This window comes from Pseudomonas sp. PS01299 (genome assembly GCF_029960145.1).
GTDB classification, from domain to species: Bacteria; Pseudomonadota; Gammaproteobacteria; order Pseudomonadales; family Pseudomonadaceae; genus Aquipseudomonas; species Aquipseudomonas putida_A.
In genome coordinates this window covers 1-17,846 of sequence record NZ_JASCPO010000118.1, presented here as the reverse complement: position 1 = coordinate 17,846, position 17,846 = coordinate 1, and the positions used below count along the sequence as shown (strand labels likewise).

General features: G+C 58.4%; 21 protein-coding genes and 1 tRNA gene. 12 read left to right on the top strand and 10 right to left on the bottom strand.

Translation table 11 applies throughout. The features are described 5' to 3' along the window. The first annotated feature begins 233 nt into the window (after positions 1–233). From QMX91_RS19440 to QMX91_RS19410, 7 genes are all read left to right on the top strand, one after another. Complete coding sequence (locus QMX91_RS19440) at positions 234–464, top strand: cysteine-rich CWC family protein (RefSeq protein ID WP_098967655.1); 231 nt, start codon at positions 234–236, stop codon at positions 462–464. 33 nt (positions 465–497) lie between these two features. After that, positions 498–1,190 (top strand): pseudouridine synthase, encoded by a 693-nt coding sequence (locus QMX91_RS19435; protein WP_098967653.1) that lies wholly within the window; start codon positions 498–500, stop codon positions 1,188–1,190. A gap of 316 nt (positions 1,191–1,506) precedes the next feature. After that, positions 1,507–2,391: an alpha/beta hydrolase gene (locus tag QMX91_RS19430; RefSeq protein ID WP_098967651.1), complete on the top strand. Its 885-nt coding sequence runs from the start codon at positions 1,507–1,509 to the stop codon at positions 2,389–2,391. Between the two features lie 159 nt (positions 2,392–2,550). Next, positions 2,551–2,624: transfer RNA gene (locus QMX91_RS19425), tRNA-Gly, on the top strand. 366 nt (positions 2,625–2,990) lie between these two features. Then, positions 2,991–3,716, top strand: coding sequence for a zeta toxin family protein (locus tag QMX91_RS19420; protein ID WP_098967650.1), 726 nt, complete (start codon positions 2,991–2,993; stop codon positions 3,714–3,716). Then, positions 3,713–3,871, top strand: a complete 159-nt coding sequence (locus QMX91_RS19415; RefSeq protein ID WP_167734096.1) for a hypothetical protein — start codon at positions 3,713–3,715, stop codon at positions 3,869–3,871. Before QMX91_RS19420 ends, QMX91_RS19415 begins: the two co-directional genes overlap by 4 nt. Positions 3,872–4,114: 243 nt before the next feature. After that, the gene (locus tag QMX91_RS19410; protein ID WP_210557910.1) at positions 4,115–4,843 is read left to right on the top strand and encodes a class I SAM-dependent methyltransferase; all 729 of its coding nucleotides are present in this window, start codon (positions 4,115–4,117) and stop codon (positions 4,841–4,843) included. A gap of 128 nt (positions 4,844–4,971) precedes the next feature. On the opposite strand, the gene tam is transcribed toward QMX91_RS19410, so the two are convergent. Continuing rightward, positions 4,972–5,742, bottom strand: coding sequence for a trans-aconitate 2-methyltransferase (tam, locus tag QMX91_RS19405; RefSeq protein ID WP_098967646.1), 771 nt, complete (start codon positions 5,740–5,742; stop codon positions 4,972–4,974). 187 nt (positions 5,743–5,929) lie between these two features. Between tam and QMX91_RS19400 the strand changes: the two genes are divergently transcribed. Further along, complete coding sequence (locus QMX91_RS19400; protein ID WP_027614440.1) at positions 5,930–6,340, top strand: low affinity iron permease family protein; 411 nt, start codon at positions 5,930–5,932, stop codon at positions 6,338–6,340. Between the two features lie 100 nt (positions 6,341–6,440). On the opposite strand, the gene QMX91_RS19395 is transcribed toward QMX91_RS19400, so the two are convergent. From QMX91_RS19395 to QMX91_RS19360, 8 genes are all read right to left on the bottom strand, one after another. Next, complete coding sequence (locus QMX91_RS19395) at positions 6,441–6,944, bottom strand: DUF4142 domain-containing protein (RefSeq protein WP_027614439.1); 504 nt, start codon at positions 6,942–6,944, stop codon at positions 6,441–6,443. A 75-nt stretch (positions 6,945–7,019) separates the two neighbouring features. Continuing rightward, positions 7,020–7,178, bottom strand: coding sequence for a KGG domain-containing protein (locus QMX91_RS19390; protein ID WP_003222499.1), 159 nt, complete (start codon positions 7,176–7,178; stop codon positions 7,020–7,022). 118 nt (positions 7,179–7,296) lie between these two features. Beyond that, entirely contained in the window at positions 7,297–8,646 is a 1,350-nt protein-coding gene (locus QMX91_RS19385; protein ID WP_098967645.1) for a sensor domain-containing diguanylate cyclase, read from the bottom strand. Between the two features lie 79 nt (positions 8,647–8,725). Continuing rightward, on the bottom strand, positions 8,726–9,364 hold the full coding sequence (locus QMX91_RS19380; protein ID WP_027614436.1) for a LysE family translocator: 639 nt from the start codon (positions 9,362–9,364) through the stop codon (positions 8,726–8,728). Positions 9,365–9,424: 60 nt separating this feature from the next. Next, positions 9,425–9,841, bottom strand: a complete 417-nt coding sequence (fos, locus tag QMX91_RS19375; RefSeq protein ID WP_027614435.1) for a fosfomycin resistance glutathione transferase — start codon at positions 9,839–9,841, stop codon at positions 9,425–9,427. 3 nt (positions 9,842–9,844) lie between these two features. Next, positions 9,845–10,561 (bottom strand): hypothetical protein, encoded by a 717-nt coding sequence (locus tag QMX91_RS19370; protein ID WP_098967641.1) that lies wholly within the window; start codon positions 10,559–10,561, stop codon positions 9,845–9,847. 37 nt (positions 10,562–10,598) lie between these two features. Continuing rightward, positions 10,599–11,333, bottom strand: a complete 735-nt coding sequence (locus tag QMX91_RS19365) for a hypothetical protein (RefSeq protein WP_098967639.1) — start codon at positions 11,331–11,333, stop codon at positions 10,599–10,601. A 22-nt stretch (positions 11,334–11,355) separates the two neighbouring features. Next, positions 11,356–12,267, bottom strand: a complete 912-nt coding sequence (locus tag QMX91_RS19360) for a LysR substrate-binding domain-containing protein (protein WP_282413209.1) — start codon at positions 12,265–12,267, stop codon at positions 11,356–11,358. Positions 12,268–12,344: 77 nt separating this feature from the next. On the opposite strand from QMX91_RS19360, the gene QMX91_RS19355 reads away from it, so the two are divergent. The 3 genes from QMX91_RS19355 to QMX91_RS19345 all read left to right on the top strand — a co-directional run bounded on the left by QMX91_RS19355 (position 12,345) and on the right by QMX91_RS19345 (position 15,421). After that, positions 12,345–12,833, top strand: coding sequence for a DMT family transporter (locus QMX91_RS19355; protein ID WP_098967636.1), 489 nt, complete (start codon positions 12,345–12,347; stop codon positions 12,831–12,833). Between the two features lie 171 nt (positions 12,834–13,004). Further along, positions 13,005–14,240, top strand: a complete 1,236-nt coding sequence (locus QMX91_RS19350; protein WP_098967635.1) for an aminotransferase class I/II-fold pyridoxal phosphate-dependent enzyme — start codon at positions 13,005–13,007, stop codon at positions 14,238–14,240. A 14-nt stretch (positions 14,241–14,254) separates the two neighbouring features. Further along, positions 14,255–15,421 (top strand): MFS transporter, encoded by a 1,167-nt coding sequence (locus QMX91_RS19345; protein ID WP_282413208.1) that lies wholly within the window; start codon positions 14,255–14,257, stop codon positions 15,419–15,421. On the opposite strand, the gene yiaY is transcribed toward QMX91_RS19345, so the two are convergent. Continuing rightward, a complete protein-coding gene (yiaY, locus tag QMX91_RS19340; protein ID WP_027614430.1) occupies positions 15,418–16,566 on the bottom strand; it encodes an L-threonine dehydrogenase in 1,149 nt (382 codons plus the stop codon). The two genes, QMX91_RS19345 and yiaY, sit on opposite strands and share 4 nt — an antisense overlap. A 153-nt stretch (positions 16,567–16,719) precedes the next feature. Here yiaY and QMX91_RS19335 point away from each other — a divergent pair, with 153 nt between their 5' ends. Beyond that, entirely contained in the window at positions 16,720–17,739 is a 1,020-nt protein-coding gene (locus QMX91_RS19335) for a DUF4917 family protein (RefSeq protein ID WP_282413207.1), read from the top strand. Positions 17,740–17,846: the final 107 nt, after the last annotated feature.

Here is a 17,846-nt window from a genome sequence, read left to right as displayed (position 1 = left end):
GGGCTTGCTCGCGAAAGCGGTGGGTCAGTGATGAATCACTGACTGACAGGACGCCTTCGCGAGCAAGCCCGCTCCCACTGTTGCCCTGCGTAATGCCCAGGAATACATCGGTGCCACCACCGTACGTGCTGATGACACCTTGCATACCCTGCTGTCTCGGGCCGATCATGCGATGTAGCAGGCCAGACAAACTGGCCGTAACCGCAATTGCGTGGAAATGCCTTACTCGTCCTATGCCTGATTCCGACATCAAACCCGACCTCTGCCCGGCCTGCGGCGCGCGCAACGACTGCACCCTGGCTGACCCGCGCACCGCCGACCAGGCCTGCTGGTGCTATGCCGTGAGCATCGATCCGGCAGTGCTTGAAGCCTTGCCCGCAGCGCTGCGCAATCAATCCTGTCTGTGCCCGCGCTGCGCGCAGGTCGAGGCGCAACTGCAAGCAGCGGCGCGGCCGATCCCGTAAGATACGCGGCCCTTTATCCGCCGATTCCTGACCATGCGCGTCGACCGTTTCCTCAGCAACCTGCCCCGCTACAACCGTCAGCAGGTTCGCCTGTTGCTGGTGGAAAAGCGCGTGCGGATCGACGGAAAAGTCGTCAGCGACCCGCACAGCGAAGTGTTGGAATTCAGCCGCGTCGAAGTCGACGAAGAAGTCTTGCAACTCGGCAAACCGGCACGCTACTTCATGCTGCACAAGCCGCCGGGGTGCGTCAGTGCCACTCGCGATCCGCAGCACCCGACCGTGCTTGATCTGATCGATGAACCGGACAAGGACGACCTGCACATCGCCGGTCGCCTCGACTTCAACACCACCGGGCTGATGCTGATCACCAACGATGGCGGCTGGTCGCGACGGCTGACCCAACCGCAGACCAAACTGCCGAAGGTCTATTACGTCGAGACCGAACAGGAGATCGGGCCGGAGTATGCAGTCACGTTTGCCGAGGGCATCTACTTCGCCTTCGAAAACCTGACCACGCAACCGGCGCAACTCGATGTACTCGGCCCGCGAGTGGCGCGCCTGAGCATCGTCGAGGGTCGCTACCATCAGGTGAAGCGCATGTTTGGTCACTTCAACAACAAAGTGTTGCGCCTTCACCGCGAATCCATGGGCCCGCTGTCGCTGGATAACGCGCTAAAACCGGGCGAGTACCGCGCTTTGCGCACCGAAGAGATCCATTTGTTCTAAGCCGGCGACCGCTCAGCAGAAGTTGTCGAACAATTTACCAAAGGCACTTGCGCGATCCCTTTCCCACTGCTTGAATCAGGACGTCGGCCAAATTGTGACCGATTAGTCACACCATACCTCTAAGAAACTTTTTGCCGGTCGTCAGCCCTCTGGGTTGCGCCTCAGCCGGCAGACTGCCCGCCAATAACAACACCCGTCGACCGAAGTCATGGATCGACATGGGCCAAGCAAATTCCAGGCGTATGCCTACCTGTCACAAAGCTCGTGCAATCTCTATTTGCGCGCATACCCGCTTGCTTGCCAGGAGTCTTATGACATGAGGCCAGAAATCGCTGTGCTGGATATACAGGGTCAGTATCGGGTTTACACGGAGTTCTATCGCGCAGACGCCGCAGAAAAGACCATCATTCTGGTCAACGGCTCGATGGCCACGACTGCGTCGTTTGCACAGACTGTGAAAAACCTGCACCCGCAATTCAACGTGGTTTGCTACGACCAGCCCTACGCGGGCCGGTCGAAAATCCACAATCGTCACGAGAAACATCTCACCAAGGAAGTCGAAGGGCAGATCCTGCTGGAGCTGATCGACCACTTCGGCGCCGAACATGTGCTGTCGTTTTCCTGGGGCGGCGCAGCCACCCTGGTTGCCCTGGCCCATCAGCCGCGGCGTATCGAGAAAGCCGTGATCAGCTCGTTCTCGCCGGTGATCAACGCACACATGCTTGATTACCTGGAGCGCGGTGTCGATTACCTCGGCCAGCGCGACGGCGACCGCGTCGGGCACCTGGTCAACAGCACTATCGGCAAACACCTGCCGTCACTGTTCAAGCGCTTCAACTATCGCCACGTCAGCAGCCTGGCCGAGCACGAATACGGGCAGATGCACTTCCACATCAGTGACGTGCTGCACAGCGATCGCCAGTGCTATTTGAATGCGGCGAAAAAGATCAACGTGCCGGTGCTGTTCCTCAACGGCGAATGGGATGAATACACCGCCGCCGAAGACGCCCGGATATTCGGCAACCATGTGGCGCACAGCACCTTCACCACGCTGCAGGCCACCGGCCACTTCCTCGACATGGAACACAAGGCTGCATGCCGCGATAGCCAGAACGCCTTGCTCGGTTTCCTGAAACCCTCACCGCAGTCGAGCCGAACGCGTTACGCGTTCGTTCAGGATCACCATGCATTGGCCATTTGAAAAAGCGTCGTCGCGAGCGAGTCTGTGGGGTTGAAAAACCAGCATTGATTGCCCTGCAGATTTGCCCGCGAATGACCGTTTTCAATGCTGTAACGCGCTGCGAGCAAAAGAAAAACTTCAAATCTGCGCCCGACTCTGGTACAAAGTCAGCCGCTCTGAGCGGGTATAGTTTAGTGGCAAAACGAAAGCTTCCCAAGCTTTAGTTGAGGGTTCGATTCCCTCTACCCGCTCCACTCAATCAGGTCCCACGTCGTGTTATGACGGGGGATGCAGGAACAGAAAAAACCGGCCTACAGGGCCGGTTTTTTTGTGTCCGGGATTTGATGTCGGCTACTTGGTCGGCACCGAACCATTATGCAACACACCGTTTATTGCAGATGCACCAGCCCTCTTTACGCTTTGATCGTTACTAACGACGAAGCGCTGCCTGCTCAAAGGGATGATCCCCATGCATGGGCTTCCCAATCGGTATTAGCAGAGCCGCTCTTGGGCTTTGACTGATTGGAAGGCGCGGCAGTTCGGTAAGTCCGAAGCACCGCCGGTAAATCACCTTTCACTCAAGAGGGTTTCCATCAGTGCAGGAAAACAAAAAATCTGGAATGACGGGGGAAGAGCAGGCTATCTGGAATGATGCGATCAGGTTTGCTCGATCAAACAAGAAGGCGATTGGCAAGCGGCTCACGGCGCAAACCAAGTATCCACCCGAAGAAGAACCTGTTTCGGTTTTCATGGCGGGGTCGCCGGGCGCTGGCAAAACGGAGGCGTCATTAGCTCTGCTGAACCTTTTCTCCGATACGCCCATCTTGCGAATTGATCCAGACGAACTCAGATATGAATTTGAAGCCTATCAAGGTGGCAATGCCTGGCTTTTCCAAGGCGCCGTTTCGATTCTGGTTGGAAAGCTGATTGATCTGGCTCTGGATCGAAAGCAATCCTTCCTGTTGGATGGAACACTTTCGAATATCGAAATCGCAAGGAAAAATGTGCAGCGGTGCCTCCACAAAGGGAGATTTGTGCAAATTCTCTACGTCTACCAAGACCCTAGCCTGGCCTGGTCCTTTGTCAGAGCCCGTGAGGAAGTCGAAGGACGCAGGATTCGACCGGAGCATTTCGTCGACCAATACTTTGCAGCGCGTGACGTGGTAAACACGCTTAAGCTAGAGTTTGGCAAAGACCTGCATGTCGATCTGCTTGTGAAGCATATTGATAATTCTGGACGCCTCTACAAGGCTGGTGTCGACAAGATTGACTACCATATCCCCGAGAAGCATACGAGACACGAACTGATGGCCATGCTTGGGATCAATTACGGAGCAACCGCATGAAACTCGGATCCACAAAGGAGTCCACGAGTCCATTCGCAGATTTCATTCGCAATGCGAAATCGGAAGAAAAAAAGCGCGTTTACAGCGAAGTGCTGAGCGAAGCCACCAAAAAACAGAATGATCTGATGTTGGCGGCGCGTGAAAAGCAGACCTGATCACATCACTGATATTCAAAAAAGCCCGGCCCTTTGCCGGGCTTTTTTATTCTCACTGTTCCGACATTACAGATCCACAACACACCGACGATTCTCACCTTCCCCACGACCCGTTAGCATTTCCCCATCACCCACCACCCTCCCCCTGCGCGGCCATCGACGAATACGCGTTTTGACTTTCGAGGGACTCCATGGCGCGGCCTCTGTGCCGCTGATGACCGAACTCAAAAGAGTATTTCCCCCATGACGCAAAATATTTACGACGACCCGGAGTTTTTCCAGGGTTACAGCCAGATGAACCGCTCCATCGGTGGCCTCGATGCCGCGCCGGAGTGGCCGGCACTCAAGGCCTTGCTGCCGTCGATGCACGACTTGAACGTGGTCGACCTCGGCTGCGGCTATGGCTGGTTCAGCCGCTGGGCAAGTGAGCACGGCGCCGCCAATGTGCTGGGGCTGGATGTCTCGGAAAAGATGCTGGAGCGCGCGCGCGAAACCACTGCGGCGGCGAACATTCGCTATGAACGTGCCGACCTTGAACATCTCGACTTGCCGGCCTGCAGTTTCGATCTGGCCTACAGTTCGCTGGCGCTGCACTACATCAAGGATCTGACCGGACTGTTCGCTCATCTGTACGCGGCGTTGAAACCGGGTTCGCATTTTGTGTTCTCCATCGAACACCCGATCTTCATGGCCCCGCGCAATCCAGGCTGGCTGGTCGACAGCGATGGCCACAAGCGCTGGCCGCTGGACAGCTATCAGATGGAGGGCGAGCGGGTGACCCACTGGCTGGCCGACGGGGTGATCAAGCAGCACCGCACGATGGGCACGCTGTTGAATTCGTTGATCGCGGCGGGTTTTGCCATTCGCCATGTCAATGAATGGGGGCCGAGCGATGCGGAGGTGGCGGCGCAACCAGCGCTGGCTGAAGAGCGGGAGCGGCCGATGATGTTGTTGGTGGCGGTGCAGCGCTAATCTGAGCTGAGCAAACAATATGTGGTGAGGGGATTTATCCCCGATGGTTGCGTAGCAACCGCTTAAAGGGCCTGCTGCGCAGTCCATCGGGGATAAATCCCCTCACTACAGGTGGCTGAAGGCTGGCTTCACCGAGTCGCGACGATGAACAGCCGCGGAAACGGCAACAGCACCGAACCATCCGGCAACGCCGGATAAGCCTCGGCAACCACCGCCATATACTGCGTGAGATATTGCGCCCGTTCCTCTTCAGTCAGCGGGTTCAAAAACGGAATCAAGCCACTGCCCTTGAACCACTCCACCACCCCCGCCGCTCCACCTGACAACTGATGGTGATAGGTGGTGCGCCACACATCGACCCGCGAGCAGTGCGGACGCAACATCGAGAAGTATTCGCTGGCACTCGCCATGTCGGTGCGCTGCCCGGCGGCGCCAGCCAGTTTGGCGGCCCATGGGCCATTGGCGGCGACTTCACGCATCAGTCGGTGGGAAGGCTCGTTGAGGTTATCCGGCATCTGGATCGCCAGACTGCCACCGTCCGAAAGTTTAGCCGCCAACGCCGGCAGCAATGTCGCGTGATCCGGCACCCATTGCAGCACTGCATTGGCGAAGATCACATCGAACGGCCCTTGATCCGCCCAACTATCGATTTCTGCGACCTCGAACTGCAACTGCGGCAGGCGCTTGCGCGCGGCGTTGACCATGTCCGGCGAACTGTCGAGACCCCTGACCTGGGCCTGCTCAAAACGCTGCACCAGCAGCTCGGTGGAGTTACCCGGACCGCAACCGATATCGACCACCGATCGCGCCTGAACCGTGGGAATCGCCGCCAGCAGATCACGTGCCGGGCGGGTGCGTTCATCTTCGAAAGCGACGTATTGTCTGGCGGACCAACTCATTGCGTTCTCCTGTCGGGACATTCGTGCGGTTCGTCACAATACAGGCAGCGCTGCGCGCAGTTCCAGACAGGCTTATTGCAAGGGATGTCTTCACCCTCACAATTATTGGCAGACGTCATTAGTAAGTAGAATTTTCATCGCGCCCCGGATGTCTGAATTTCAAGCTCTCCCAATAAGGAACATCGCAATGAAATTCGCGAAAATCTCCCAGACCCTGGCCCTCTGGGCCGGTAGCCCGAAAACCTTCATGGGCGCATTGATCCTGATTTTTCTGTGGGGTTTGAGTGGGCCGATTTTTGATTTCAATGACACCTGGCAACTGATCATCAACACCTCGACCACGATCATCACTTTTCTGATGGTATTCCTGATCCAGAATACGCAGAACCGTGATACCGACATCCTGCATCTGAAGCTCGATGAGTTATTGCGGGTGAACAAGGAAGCGCAGAACGCAATGCTCGGCCTGGAATCGTTGGATCTCAAACAACTCGAGGCGCTGCGCAAGCATTACCGCAGCCTGGGGGAAAGCGAGGTATTCGATCTTGAAGGGCTGGGGGAGAAGAGCAAGCCGAAGCAGGATTTGAATGACTGCTAAGTAAAGTTGAACAAAGCAAAAGATCGCAACCTGCGGCAGCTCCTACATTGAACGGTGTAGGAGCTGCCGCAGGCTGCGATCTTTTGCTTTGCTGGTTGTATCAGCGGCTGGCTTGCAGCGCCCGGGCCATTTCCAGATGGCTTTGCAGTTTTGGCAATGTCTCGTCGGCAAATGCCTTGATTTCCGGTACGTCGGTCGACTGCGCTTCCTGCTGAATCTGCTGGATGGCCTCTTCGGTCGCTTTCACCTGGCTCGCGGCGTAAGCTTGGTCGAAGGTTTCGCCGTCTTTGACCTGCGGGATCATGGTTTTGGCCTTGTCGGCGATTTCTTCACGGGGCGCGACCGGCAGATCGAGTTTCTTCGCGATCTTCGCCAGATGCTGGTTGGCCGTGGTGCGGTCATTGATCACGACAATGGTGTAATCCTTGACCTCTTTGGATTCGGATTTCTGGTGCGCCAGCCGGCTGGCTTCAATGTCGGCCATGCCTTTGGCGGACGCATCGTTGATGAAGTCGGCAGGCGACTGGGCGAATGCTGTGCCCGCGAACAAACCCAACAGCGTGGCAAAACTGAAACGACGTATCTGGGTGGCCATCCGGCTCATGGTCGCGCCCTCCTATCTCTGCAAATTCAAGCGGGGGCTTGCGCCCCCGCCTCTCAATCAAAACTACCTCACCGACTACTTCGACTTCTGAGCTGGCTTGCGGCCCATTTCGGTTTTCGCAGGCTCTTTGTCGACTGTCGTGGTGGTGGTTTTCCCACCTTTGCGACCGGCTTCAGAGGCCTTGGTTCGATCGTTGGCGAAGTTTCCCGAGTTCGAGTTTCTTGAATTAGGCATGATTCTCTTCCTCTTGGTGTTGATCGTTGGCGAGCAGGTGCCCGCCTAGATTGAGAATTGCCAGACCGATAAAGGTTTAGAAAAGTTGCCCGCGCCGCGACGAACGGCGTGCACTGTTTCAGCTATCCACTACCCGATGATTGAGGCGTTTGGCGGCGTACATCGCCTGGTCGGCGTGCCGGAACAGTTGTTGCTCTTCGCGGCCATGTTCGGGATAACGGGCCACGCCGATGCTCGGCTCGATGCACAGGTTGTGACCGTCCAGGCGCATCGGCTGCACCAGCACCTGGCGGATTTTTCCGGCCACGATGTCGGCGTCTTCAGCGGCGTGAACGCTGTGCAACAGCACCACGAATTCGTCGCCACCGATGCGCGCCACGGTATCGGTGTCGCGTACACAGCCCTTGAGCCGACTCGCCACCGTTTGCAGCAGCATGTCGCCGACCGCATGGCCAAAGGTGTCGTTGACCTGTTTGAAGCGATCCAGATCGACGTACAGCAGCGCCATGTTTCCCGAGGTTTCGCGGGCAGCGGCCAGCGCAGCTTTGAGGCGGTCTTTGAGCAACCCGCGATTGGGCAACTGGGTCAGTTGATCGTACTGCGCCATGCGTTTGAGCCGCGCGTGCAACTGCTGGCGCTCGATGGCGGTGGCGACCTGGGCGCAGACGTATTGCAGCAGTTCCTTGTCCTGCTCGGTATAACGCTCACCGCCCGGCAGGCTTTTGACGATCAGCGCACCGATGGTGCCGTTCTTCGAATTCAGCGGCACACCGAGCCAGCACGGTGAGTCCTGCCCCGCCACCAGCGCGGCGAAGTCGGGCGAGGCGTCGGGGCTGTCCGGCGTCAGCAGAATCGGCTGACCGCTGCGGATAACCTCCGCACACAAACGCCCGGTAACGGTGCCAGGTTGCTCGGGCTGCAATTCGTGATCGTCGACGTGATAGGGAAAATTCAGCTGCGCACAGTGCTCGTCGTACAGCGCCACGGAGAAATTCAGCGCCGGCAGCCATTCGCCGATGATCAGGTGAATGCGTTTGAACAGCGCCAGCAAGTCTTCGGCGACATGCGCCGCCTCGGAAATCGCATACAGCGCAGCCTGACGCGATTCCGCCTGCTTGCGCTCGGTGATGTCGCGGGCCACGGCGATGCGTAGCTGATCGACCTCCGACCAGCGCGCCGACCAGAGGATGTTGACGATGCGGCCATCCTTGCGCACGTAACGGTTTTCAAAGTTGTGCTTGGGTTCGCCGCTCATGATGTCGTGGGCGGCGGCCAAGGTGCGCTGGCGGTCTGCGGGATGCACCAGTTCGATCATCGAACGGCCGATCAACTCGTCAGGCGTATAACCAAAAATACGCTCGCAGGCAGCACTGACAAAAACGAAACGGCCCTGCCTGTCCACCGCGCAGACGGCATCGAGCAACAGGTCCATATAACTCGCCAACGGCGCGGAATTTCGGCTTTCCATGGTTCAGCGTGGGTGTCCGGACAATGCAGCACTGTTCAACCATCCCTGACCCTTTGTTCACGCATCCCTGCACACAACTTCAAGCCTTGTTCGGCAGCAATCCCGGTAGTGCGTGCATCAGTGCGTTGATCGCAAAACCGATGAACATCACGCCACACAAACGCGTGATCATCAGCTCGTGGCGCTGATACAGCGTGCGCACCCGTCGGGCGCCGACAACGCCGATCAAGATAGCGTAAGCCAGCAATCCGCCGAGAAAGCTCAGGGCGATCAGCGCCGGCAACATCGACCAGTTGAGCAGTTCGGCGCGGCTCGACAGCAGCGCGGTAAACGTCGCCACCGCCACCGGGTACGCCTTGGGATTGGTCAGGCCGAACAGGATGCCGTGCCAGAACGGCTGACGCGCCGCGCCCTGCGGCTGATCAGCGCTGCGCCGCTGGGCTCGCACTGCGCGCCAGCCAAGCCAGAACAGGTACAAGCCGCTGAGCACACCCAGCACATCGAATGCGGTGCTGCCGATCTCGCGGGCACCGACGATGGCGATCAGCGCGGTGCTGCACCAGACCACATCGCCAAGCAAATGCCCACAGAGAAACCCGGCCCCGGCCCGTCGCCCATGCGCCGCGCCAATGCCGAACACTGCCAGAACGCCCGGCCCGGGCGTGATGCCGTAAATGAAACCCGAGGCCAGAACGGCCATTAGCAGCGATGGAGTCATGGAAAACCTGCTGGCGCCAGTACAAATGATGGCCAGTCTATATCAGCCCAATGTGTCTGATCACGACGCGTCGTAAAAACGCATGCCCGTGTACGGTTTCAACCGACAGGCTGCCAGTCGCGAAGCCAGATCACCGACGTGAACCTCAAGCTTGTGGCCATCAGGGTCAAGAAAGTAGAACGACGCACCTTCGCTGCGGTTGTCGCGCCATTCCTTCACATTCGCCGCTTTTAGCGTCTGCACAAACAACGGAAAATCTGCCTCGGCGAGGCTGAACGCGTAATGGGTGTAGTCGACGGACGGCTCGGTGGTGCGCTGCGCATCCAGCGACAGACACAACCACAGCCCCGGCAGCGACAGATAGGCACCGGCGTCCCACGAGGCTTCGACGCGCAGACCCAATACATCGCGATAGAACGCCAGGCTACGGGGCAAATCACTGACGGCGAGGGTCAGGTGGTTGAGGCCGGTGAGCATGGTTCAGTAACCTCTGAGATCTTCAGGGACGTTGTACTGCTGGCCATCGTACGTCAGGGTGATCTGTTTCTTCTTCAGGTCGGTGTTTGTCGAAACGCACTGATTGCCGGACTTGGTGTTTTTCATTTTACTGCCGGTGGTGGTGACGATCAGATCGGCGAAACCATTGTGGCTCGTTGGAGCGATCTCGAGGGTCCGGCGGATTTTTTTGCTGTAGCCCTCGCAGTCATTCACGAACTCACCGTTGTCCTTGAAGACCACCAGGCCTTCAAGCACCGGACGTAACTCGTCCCCCTCGCGAACATACAGCGCCAGATCGGTTTTCTCGTAGGGAATGGCATGGGAACTGTGGACGAACTTCGCGCGCAGACCAAAAGCGCGGATATCCGGCGTCAATCGGTAGCGCGCCGTATCGATGCGCACATCATCCAGGCGCACGGCATCGGAGTTGTAGGCGCCCGGCTTACGGTAGGTGGCGATCGGTTTGGCGTTGCTCGCATTGAGCAGCGCCAGATCCAGATCGAACGCCCCAGCATCGTCACCACCAGAATCGGCCAGATAGGTGGATTTGACCGAAATCGCCTGACTCGGGAACGCCGGCCAGACGTTGCAGCGTGACATGGATTTGCCGTCGAAACTCTTGGTGGTGCAGGCGGCGTGGGCGTGGGGGGTGATGGCCAGCAAACCGAGGGCGATCAGGAGTCTGGTGGGGTTAAGCATGGTTCTTCCTTGATAAGTGTCGTGTTGGGCTAGCGGGTTACAGGCCTTGGAAACCGTTTGGCAAAACGTAGGATTTTCCGTCGTAGTGCAATGTTGTCAAAACGGGTTTGTTGTCAGTGGTTTTAGTTTTACATGCGTCTCCCGTCCCCACACTTGTTGTGTCTTTCTCCAAGGTTTTGACAATCAGATCTGCATAGCCGTGAGAGCTCGTTTTAGCGATTTCTACCGTTCTTGAAATCTCATATCGCTCGCCTTCGCAGTCACCATCCCACTCGCCGCCATACCGATAAACCACTAATTTATCCAATATCGGGCGCAATTTTTCGCCCTCTTTCACGTAGAGCGAAAGCAGGTTTTCTTCCATCGGATTGATCCGGGATCCATTAGTGGATAACGCACGTACGCCAAAGGCACGAAGATCGGTAGTCAGTGTGTAGCGAGCCGTATCGAGCGTTATTTCTCGCAAACTGACGCCATCCAATACAAATGCAGCCGCTTTGTAATAAGTCGCAAGGGGCTTCGATTGAGCGGTGTCCAGAACGGACAAGTCGAAATCGTAGGTACTCAGCGCTTCTGGGTCATCAGATGGGGATCCGCGCTTAAACTGTGCAGTGGCGTTGATGGTTAATCCTGGATATGCAGGCCACTCCTTGCAGACAGAAAGATCCAGATCTCCTGCCATCGGTGTTGGCACGCAACCAGCCAACACCTGCCCCGCCATCAACCACCCACTCAGGGCCACCCAGCCGATCCATCCAGACTTCACTGTCACATCCCACTCCTTGATAACGTTTTCAGCCGCGCACTATCCCCTCCTCAATCCGGCGATTCAACCAGTTCAACGCCTGATCCCCACTCCGGCGCTTATGCCACGCCAGCACAAACGTGAACGGCGCAATCTCGAACGGTGGCGGCAGCACAATCAGCTCCTGCTGATCAATCTCGCGCACGCTGCGTGACGACACCGTGAGAATCAGATCCGTACCGCTGATCAACTGCGGCGCGACGTTCCAGTGCGGCAGGCTGATGGCGACGCGGCGGCGTTCGCGCAATGAGGTCAGCGCCCGCTCGATTTCCGGGGTGCCGCTGCCGCGCATTTCCAGCAGAACATGCGGGCGCGACAGGTAGGTCGGCAAATCCAGTACGCCGTCGGCCGGCAAGCTGCAGCGATCCAGCAGGCAGACGTAGCGCTCTTCGAACAGCACGCTGCTACGCAACTCGTTGGGCATTTCCGGGAACACTCCGGCGGCCACATCGATGTCACCGTTGAGCACCCCCTCCAGCATGCCTTCGCGGCTGGCGTGGCTGATTTGCAGGTCGATGCCCGGCGCCTCGCGGCGCAAGATGCGGATCAGCCCGGGCAGGATGATGGCCGCGCCGTAGTCGGACATCGCCACACGAAAGGTCCGCCGCGCAGTGGCCGGATCGAACGTGTTCGGCGCCAGCAGCGACTGCACCTGGGCCAACGCTTCGGCCAGTGGCGCAACCAGTTCCAGCGCCCGCGCCGTAGGCACCAGCGTCGAACCGGCGCGCACCAGCAGCGGATCGCCGAGCAAGTCGCGCAGCCGCGCCAGCGCATGGCTGACCGCCGGTTGACTCAGGTGCAGCCGCTCAGCAGCGCGGGTGACGTGTTGCTCGCTGAGCAAGGCATCGAGGACCACCAGCAGGTTCAAATCAATACGGCGTAGATCATTCATCTCGTGCATGTTCTGGATGATAAAACGGAATTTAAATCTGCGCGACGAATACTCTAGAGTCCAGAAAAACCTGTTGGAGAGTGATCATGAGTACGTTGCAGTGGGTCGGTTTATTGCTGCTGGCCGCGTTTGCCGGCGCGGTGGTGCCGTTTCAGAGTGCGATCAACAGCAATCTGGCGCGGGGCCTCGGCCATCCGCTATGGGCAACCTTGGCCTCGTTGCTGGTGAGTGTGTTGGTGCTGTTGCCGGTGATTCTGGCGTTGCGCTTGCCGCTGCCGTCGCTGGGTTTTATCAGCAAGGCGCCGTTGTGGATGTGGGCTGGCGGTGCGTTCGGCGTGTGCTTTGTGGCGCTGGCGGTGATGTTGCTGCCGAAGCTCGGCGCGTCGGGGTTTGTTGCGCTGGCGTTGGCCGGCCAGGTGATTGCGTCGATGCTGCTCGATCACTTCGGGTTGTTCGGGCTGGTGGAAAAACAGCTGTCGATGTCGCGGGTGTTGGGCGCGTTGTTGCTGATTGGCGGGGTGGTGTTGATTCAGTTTGGTGGGGCGGCGAGCAGGAATCTGGCACCTGCCGGGTAGGATTCGGAGGCGCCCGACACCGCATCAGAACATCGCCCTACAAGCAAATATCCAATTCCGCTCAGTATTGCAGGAAGTGTCTGATTCAGGCCCGAAGTCGTGTTCCGTAAAGTCTGGCAATACACACAAATTGCAACGACCCACGGATTGCCACGCTTAAGGGATGCCCTGATGAACCATATACAGCAAGCACCAAACCTTTATTCCAATTATCGAAAAGTCATCGCCCTGGCGAACCAGGACTGGGAAAACGCCGAGCTCGGCAAAGTCGCCGGGCTCAATGTCGAGGTCATGGGTTCCAACCACCTGCTCGATCAATACGGACGGGAGTTACAACACTTCTGTACCACGTCCTACCTTGGCCTTGATCACCACCCAGCCCTGCTCCAAGGTGCAATCGCCGCACTGCAGGAAACTGGCACCCTGCGCGTCGCCAACTCGAAAAATCGCTGCAAGCTGGGGATTCTCGAAAAATACGAAACCGAGCTTTCGCAGTTGTTCGATGCAGTGTGCCTGACGACCCTGTCCTGCAGCGCTGCAAGTGCGGGGATCTTGCCGCTGCTGGCCAGCGGTGTATTGACCGAGAATCGCCCGCCAGTGATGGTCTTTGACCGTCAGGCGCATTACTCGATGAATCACTTGAAAGCTGCATGCGCCGACGAAACCCGTGTGATGACCTGTCCGCACAACGATATGAATTTTCTAGAAAAGATCTGCCAGCAATATGGTCGTGTGGCCTATATTGGCGATGGCGCCTACAGCATGGGCGGTGTGTCCAACATGGAAGGCCTGCTGTACCTCAAGGATCGTTACGGGCTGTTTCTTTATCTGGATGATTCACACGCGTTGTCAGCCGTGGGCCATAACGGCGTCGGTCTGATACGCCCGAGAATCCAGACGCTGGAAGATGACTGCGTGATCGTCGCGTCGCTGGCCAAGTCATTTGGCGCCAGTGGTGGACTGGTGATGCTTGGCAACCAGCGCCAGAAAAAAATCATCCAGCGTTATGGCGGCCCGAGCAATTGGTCACAAAGTCTCAACTGTGCGGCAATCGGCGCCGGACGAGCGTCAATTCGTCTACATTACACCGCCGAATTCGCCGCTCTACAGGCCTGCCTCCAGGCTAATATCCGCCTCTTCGACAGTTTGATCAGTACAGAGCAATGCCACAGCGCGATGGCAATCCGCTTGATCGACTGCGGCCAGGCGGATCTGGCCAATCGCATCGCCAGCGAGCTGGCCGAGCAAGGCTTTTTCACCAGCGCAGTATTTTTCCCGGTAGTTGCCCAAGGTAAAGCGGCCATTCGGGTAACCTTGCGTGCTGATATGGAGCCGTCGCTGATCCGACGTTTCTGCGATGTAGTCAGCGAATTGTTGCGCACACACCGCGTCGATTTCGACATCTGAGCCAGGGACGATCGATGAACGCCAGCGCCACCCTTCTTATCACCTGCTGCACTGTGTTCCTCGCACAGTTGGGCATGAGTATTTACCTGCCAGCGCTGCCGGAGATTGCCGGCCATCTGCATGCAGGGCCTGCGCAAGTGGCGTGGGGTTTATCGATTTATCTGGTCGGCATGGCGCTGCCAATGCTGCTTTGGGGATCACTGGCCCAGCGTATCGGGCGCAAACCTGTGTTACTCGCAGCATTGGGGCTGTATGGCGCGGCGAACCTGGCGTTGCCGCTGGGTTCGACGCTGGAGTCGTTCCTGTTACTGCGCCTGATTCAGGGCGTCGGCGCCAGCGGGATTTCGGTGATGGCACGGGTGCTGATTCGCGACAGTTTTCGCGGCGACCTGCTGGCCAAAGCATTGTCATGGATTTCGATTTCGTTCGTGGTGGCTCTAGGCATCGGCCAGTACCTGGGTTCGATCATTCAGGTCACGCTGGGCTGGCAGACAATCTTCTACTTGCTCGGCATCACGTGCCTGCTGATGGCCATGATCGTATTCCGGGTCAATTTTGCGACATTGGAGGAGGCGCAAACCAATGCTTCGGCATGGCTGATTTACCGGCGCATCCTGATCCATCGCGCGTTCCTGTTGCCGGCACTGGCCGGAGGCCTCGGCTACGGGGTGATCATCGCCTTCAACACGGCTGCGCCACTGATCCTGCAAGGACCGTTCAATTGGTCTACGGTGGATTACGGTCTGCTCGGCTGGCCGATCAGTGCGGCATACTTTCTCGGGGCACTGGTGGTCAATCGCTTCGTTCTGCGCACGGGTCAACACCGGTTGATGACGTTGGGCGTGGTGCTGGTGATGGCGGGGTGCGGAGTAATGCTGCTGGGCAGTCTGACAGCCAGTTCCATCGCGCTGATGCTGTGGCTGCCCTATTGCGTAGCGGTGTTCGGACAATCGCTGAACTACCCGATCAGCCTGTCCCGTGCCAACGATGGCGCACCGATTGCGGGTGCTTACGCAATGGCGTTGAGCGGATTTATTCATCAACTGATGGCGGCAATGATCGGCGCGATTGCCAGTCTTGTCGCTAGCCCTTCGGCGTGGCCGCTGGCACTGTTATGCAGTTTGCTTGCAGTCGGCGCGATGCTCTGTGTGACATTCACGCCGACGCGCGTCAGCCCTTAAAACGCATTACGGAAAATCTCCTCGATCTGCCGCTGATCCGCCGCCCGTGGGTTGGTCAGGCCGCATGCATCTTTCAGCGCGTTGGTGGCAAGCACCGGGATGTCACTGAGCTTGGCGCCGAGTTCACGCAGGCCACCCGGAATATCGACATCTTTGGCCAGACAACGGATCGCGTTGATCGCCGCCTGAGCGCCCTCTTCCGGGCTGAAACCACGGATGTCCGCACCCATGGCGTGGGCGACGTCAGTCAGGCGTTCGGCACAGATCAACGCGTTGAAGGTCTGCACATGCGGCAGCAGCACGGCGTTGCACACGCCATGGGGCAAGTCGTAGAAACCGCCCAACTGGTGGGCCATGGCGTGCACGTAGCCAAGCGATGCGTTGTTGAACGCCATGCCGGCGAGGAACTGCGCGTAAGCCATGTTTTCCCGCGCCGCGAGATCGCTGCCGTCACGCACGGCCAGGCGCAGGTTGTTGCTGATCAGGGTCATGGCCTTCAGCGCACAGGCGTCGGTGATCGGGTTGGCCGCAGTCGAGACGTAGGCCTCGATGGCGTGGGTCAGCGCGTCCATGCCGGTGGCGGCCGTCAGGCTTTTCGGCATGGCGACCATCAGGGCCGGGTCGTTGACCGACAGCAGCGGCGTGACGTTGCGGTCGACGATGGCCATTTTCACGTGGCGCGATTCGTCGGTGATGATGCAGAAACGGGTCATCTCACTGGCGGTGCCGGCGGTGGTGTTGATGGCGATCAGCGGCAATTGCGGCTTGCTCGATTGATCGACACCTTCGTAGTCGCGGATCTGCCCACCGTTGGTCGCACACAGGGCGATGCCCTTGGCGCAGTCATGGGGCGAACCGCCGCCCAGCGACACCACGAAATCGCAGCGACTGTCCTTGAGCAGCGCCAACCCGGCCTCGACATTGGCAATGCTCGGATTCGGTTTGGCGCCGTCGAAGATCACCGAATCGATGTCCTGCATCGCCAGTTTTTCGGCAAGCATGGTCGCCACGCCGGCCTTGGCCAGCCCCGCGTCGGTGACGATCAGCGCCTTGCGAAAACCGTAGTTGCGGATCGCAACCATGGCTTCGTCGAGGCATCCGTTGCCCATGATGTTTACGGCCGGAATGAAAAAGGTGCTGCTCATGCGCGTCTCCTGACTGGGGCCGAATCGACTGCTCCGATCCGGCGGATGTGCACAGGATCGACCGATCGGTCACCACCGATGTTGATCTGGCTCAATGCCCGCTCGTGATAAAGTCGCCGTCCATCCGCCCTTTGTTTTGAGACTGCCCACGCAATGACCGATTTTCTGGACGTCGATGCCATCCTCGAAGACTGGAGCGCCCTGCGCGCCACCGCCGACTTCAACGGTCTGCTGGTGGGCAATGGCGCCAGCCGCGCGGTGTGGGACGATTTTGGCTATGACTCGCTGTTCGAAAACGCGCGCACCGTGGAAGAGAAACCGCTGAGCCCGTCGGAACTGAGCGTGTTCGACGCGATGCAGACGCGCAGCTTCGAGCAGGTGCTCGGTGCGCTGAAAACCACCAGCCGGGTCAACAAGGCCCTGGCCGTCAGTTCGGCGGCACCGCGCAATCGCTACTACGCGATCAAGGAAGCGCTGATCAACACCGTACACGCCGTGCACATTCCCTGGCGCCTGGTACAGGCCTCGACCCTGGCCACGCTCAATGAAGAACTGGCGCGTTATCGCACGGTGTTCACCACCAATTACGACCTGCTCAACTATTGGGCGATCCAGCACCGCAGCGAGGCGCTCGACGATCTGTTCAACGGCCCCGACGCCAGTTTCGATCTGAGCGCAAGCGCCAGCGCCAAACCGCGTCTGCTGTACCTGCACGGCGGTCTGCACCTGGTGCGCAATCAGGACGGCACCGCGCGCAAACTGACTTCGACCGAGGGCACCCTGCTCGGCAGTTTCGCGATCAACAACACAATCAAGACCCTCGACGACGTGCCGCTGTTCGTCAACGAAGGGCCGAGCGCAGACAAGCTCAAGACCATTCGCAGCTCGGATTATCTGTCGTTCTGCTATGAGCAGTTATTGGGCCACGCGCAGAACCTGTGCATCTTCGGTCATGCACTGGGCGAGCAGGATGCTCACATCGTCAGGGCGCTGCGCCTGGCGAAACCGGCGAGCGTGGCGATCTCGATCTATCCGCGCAGTGCGGCGTTCATTCAGCATCAGAAACGCCATTACGCCAAGGTGTTCGAAGGGACCGGGGTTGAGTTGCGGTTTTTTGATGCGAAGACGCATGCGTTGGGGAGTCCGAAGCTTTCGGTTCCCGTCGAGATTTGATGTAAGCAGTACTGATGCCTTCGCGAGCAAGCCCGCTCCCACCTTGGAATGCATTCCAAATGTGGGAGCGGGCTTGCTCGCGAAGCTTTTTCTGGCGGGTCATTATT

Coding starts and splice junctions, on each gene's coding strand:
- QMX91_RS19335 (WP_282413207.1), top strand. CDS start 16,720: ATGACCGATTTTCTGGACGTCGATGCCATCCTCGAAGACTGGAGCGCC.
- QMX91_RS19395 (WP_027614439.1), bottom strand. CDS start 6,944: ATGAGCCGGATGGCCACCCAGATACGTCGTTTCAGTTTTGCCACGCTG.
- QMX91_RS19355 (WP_098967636.1), top strand. CDS start 12,345: ATGAGTACGTTGCAGTGGGTCGGTTTATTGCTGCTGGCCGCGTTTGCC.
- QMX91_RS19415 (WP_167734096.1), top strand. CDS start 3,713: ATGAAACTCGGATCCACAAAGGAGTCCACGAGTCCATTCGCAGATTTC.
- QMX91_RS19435 (WP_098967653.1), top strand. CDS start 498: ATGCGCGTCGACCGTTTCCTCAGCAACCTGCCCCGCTACAACCGTCAG.
- fos (WP_027614435.1), bottom strand. CDS start 9,841: ATGCTCACCGGCCTCAACCACCTGACCCTCGCCGTCAGTGATTTGCCC.
- QMX91_RS19390 (WP_003222499.1), bottom strand. CDS start 7,178: ATGCCTAATTCAAGAAACTCGAACTCGGGAAACTTCGCCAACGATCGA.
- yiaY (WP_027614430.1), bottom strand. CDS start 16,566: ATGAGCAGCACCTTTTTCATTCCGGCCGTAAACATCATGGGCAACGGA.
- QMX91_RS19345 (WP_282413208.1), top strand. CDS start 14,255: ATGAACGCCAGCGCCACCCTTCTTATCACCTGCTGCACTGTGTTCCTC.
- QMX91_RS19440 (WP_098967655.1), top strand. CDS start 234: ATGCCTGATTCCGACATCAAACCCGACCTCTGCCCGGCCTGCGGCGCG.
- QMX91_RS19360 (WP_282413209.1), bottom strand. CDS start 12,267: ATGCACGAGATGAATGATCTACGCCGTATTGATTTGAACCTGCTGGTG.
- QMX91_RS19370 (WP_098967641.1), bottom strand. CDS start 10,561: ATGCTTAACCCCACCAGACTCCTGATCGCCCTCGGTTTGCTGGCCATC.
- QMX91_RS19400 (WP_027614440.1), top strand. CDS start 5,930: ATGAAATTCGCGAAAATCTCCCAGACCCTGGCCCTCTGGGCCGGTAGC.
- QMX91_RS19350 (WP_098967635.1), top strand. CDS start 13,005: ATGAACCATATACAGCAAGCACCAAACCTTTATTCCAATTATCGAAAA.
- QMX91_RS19380 (WP_027614436.1), bottom strand. CDS start 9,364: ATGACTCCATCGCTGCTAATGGCCGTTCTGGCCTCGGGTTTCATTTAC.
- QMX91_RS19420 (WP_098967650.1), top strand. CDS start 2,991: ATGACGGGGGAAGAGCAGGCTATCTGGAATGATGCGATCAGGTTTGCT.
- QMX91_RS19430 (WP_098967651.1), top strand. CDS start 1,507: ATGAGGCCAGAAATCGCTGTGCTGGATATACAGGGTCAGTATCGGGTT.
- tam (WP_098967646.1), bottom strand. CDS start 5,742: ATGAGTTGGTCCGCCAGACAATACGTCGCTTTCGAAGATGAACGCACC.
- QMX91_RS19410 (WP_210557910.1), top strand. CDS start 4,115: ATGACGCAAAATATTTACGACGACCCGGAGTTTTTCCAGGGTTACAGC.
- QMX91_RS19385 (WP_098967645.1), bottom strand. CDS start 8,646: ATGGAAAGCCGAAATTCCGCGCCGTTGGCGAGTTATATGGACCTGTTG.